The sequence below is a fragment of the Streptomyces sp. NPDC002784 genome (assembly GCF_053592135.1).
Genome location: NZ_JBSFVD010000124.1, coordinates 1 through 2,772, shown reverse-complemented (window position 1 = coordinate 2,772; position 2,772 = coordinate 1). Strand labels below are relative to the sequence as shown.

Genomic DNA, 2,772 nt, shown 5'->3' with positions numbered 1-2,772 from the left:
GCGAGATCCTCGAACTCAAGACGACCATCAACACGATGGTCGATCAGCTGTCCGCGTTCGCGGATGAGGTCACCCGCGTGGCCCGTGAGGTCGGCACCGAGGGACGCCTGGGCGGTCAGGCCGAGGTGGAGGGTGTCTCGGGCACCTGGAAGCGCCTGACGGAGAACGTCAACGAGCTGGCCGGGAACCTGACCCGGCAGGTGCGCGCGATCGCCGAGGTCACCAGCGCCGTGGCGGAGGGCGACCTGACGCGCTCGATCAACGTCGAGGCCTCCGGCGAGGTCGCCGAGCTCAAGGACAACATCAACTCGATGGTGGAGTCCCTGCGCGAGACGACCCGCGCCAACCAGGAGCAGGACTGGCTCAAGACGAACCTCGCCCGGATCTCGGGCCTGATGCAGGGCCACCGCGACCTGCCCGTGGTCGCCGAACTGATCATGGACGAGCTGGTCCCCCTGGTGGCGGCCCAGTACGGTGCCTTCTACCTGGCCGAGGAAGGCGACGGCGGCCCTCGGCTGCGGCTCGTCGGCTCCTACGGTTACCCGGAGGACGACGCCCGGCCCACGCGCATCGCCTTCGGCCGTACCCTGGTCGGCCAGGCCGCCCGCAGCCGGCGCACCATCACGGTGGAAGATCTGCCGGCGGACTACGTGACCATCTCCTCGGGGCTCGGCGGGGTGGTGCCCACCGCGCTGGTGCTGCTGCCCATTGTGGTCGAGGACCAGGTCCTCGGCGTCATCGAGCTGGCATCGGTCACCTCCTTCACACAGATCCAGCACGACTTCCTCGCACAGCTGATGGAGACCATCGGCGTCAACGTCAACACCATCGTGGCCAACGCCCGTACCGACGAGCTGCTCGCCGAGTCGCAGCGCCTGACGGCCGAACTCCAGGACCGGTCGGCGGAGCTGCAGGTACAGCAGGAGGAACTGCAGCGCTCCAACGCGGACCTGGAGGAGAAGGCCTCGCTGCTGGCGGCGCAGAACCGGGACATCGAGGCGAAGAACCTGCAGATCGAGCAGGCCCGGCAGGAACTGGAGACCCGCGCCCAGCAGCTGTCGCTGGCCTCGAAGTACAAGTCGGAGTTCCTGGCGAACATGAGCCACGAGCTGCGCACCCCGCTCAACAGCCTGCTCATCCTCGCCCAGCTGCTGGCCCAGAACCCGGCCCGCAACCTCACCCCGAAGCAGGTCGAGTACGCGCAGATCATCCACTCCGCCGGCTCGGACCTGCTCCAGCTGATCAGCGACATCCTCGACCTGTCGAAGGTCGAGGCCGGGAAGATGGACGTCACGCCCGAGCGCGTGGCGCTGCCGCAGCTCATCGAGTACGTCGAGGCCACCTTCCGGCCCATGACGACGCAGAAGAGCTTGGACTTCACGGTGACGACCGCGCCCGGCGCGCCCGCGGACCTGTTCACGGACGACTCACGGCTGCGCCAGGTGCTGCGCAACCTGTTGTCGAACGCCGTCAAGTTCACCGAGCGGGGCGGTGTGCAGCTGAGCATCGAACCGGCGGCGGACAACGAGGTACCCCACGGAGTGGTCCGGGGCGGCGCCGTGGTGGCCTTCCGTGTCACGGACACCGGCATCGGCATCCCGGAGCAGCACCTGGAGACGATCTTCGGCGCTTTCCAGCAGGCGGACGGCACGACGAGCCGCAAGTACGGCGGCACCGGTCTGGGCCTGTCCATCACCCGCGAGATCGCCCATCTGCTCGGGGGCGCCGTCACCGTGCACAGCACGCCCGGCCAGGGCAGCACCTTCACGCTGTTCCTGCCGGTGGCCCGTCCCGACTTCCAGGAACTGCTCGATGGTGCAACCCCGGAGCGCGTCCCGGACGAGTCCCTGCCCGAGGGCTTGTCACGCCCGGTGCAGGTGCCCCGGATCGGGCCCGGACCGCGGCCCCGGCGCCTGCTCGTCGTGGAGGACAGACCCCGCGGCCTGCTGACCCTCGTCGCGGAGAGCGTGGTCGCGGACCTCGCGCACGGCCGTGAGGACGGCGGGCAGCGACCCGCGGTCGAGATCATCACCGCTGTCGGGGCGCAGGAGGCGGCGGGCGCCCTGGCGGCCGACCCGTGCCACTGCGTCGTCCTGGAGCTGGGCACGCCGGACGGTGAGGCCGCCCGGTTCATCGAGGCCCTGGAGGGTGACCCGGCGCTGGCGAGTGTTCCTGTGCTGGTGCACAGCGGTCATCGCACCGACCCGGTCCGGGAAGAGACGCTGCGGTCCCACTCGGCGGGCAGGGCGCTCGAGTTCCTGTCCAGTCTCGACGAACTGCGCGAGCGGATCGTCCTGCACCTGTCCGCCGAGGAGCCCGGCGACGTACTGTCCCTGGTCCGGTCCGAGGACGCGCGGCCGGTGACACCGCATCCCGTCGACGACGAGCCGGCGGACCGTACCGTCCTCGTCGTCGACGACGACGCGCGCAACCTCTTCGCGCTCAGCGGGATCCTGGAGCTGCACGGCTTCCGGGTGCTGCACGCCGAGAACGGCCGCCAGTGCATCGAGACGCTGGTGAACAACTCGGACGTCGCCCTCGTGCTCATGGACGTGATGATGCCGGAGATGGACGGTTACACCGCCACGGCAGAGATCCGCAAGATGCCGCAGTACGCGGAGCTGCCCATCATCGCCGTCACGGCCAAGGCGATGCCCGGCGACCGGGAGAAGAGCCTCGCCTCGGGCGCCAGCGACTACGTCACCAAGCCCGTCGACACACGCGACCTCATCGCCTGTGTCCGGCGCTGGCTGCCCGCATGAGCACGCCGGC

1 protein-coding gene is annotated in these 2,772 nt (G+C 69.6%); it reads left to right on the top strand.

Translation table 11 applies throughout. From position 1 onward, the window contains the following. A partial coding sequence (locus ACWD1Z_RS37045) for an ATP-binding protein (RefSeq protein WP_451125267.1) occupies positions 1 to 2,762 on the top strand: 2,762 nt, incomplete at its 5' end. Positions 2,763 to 2,772: the final 10 nt, after the last annotated feature.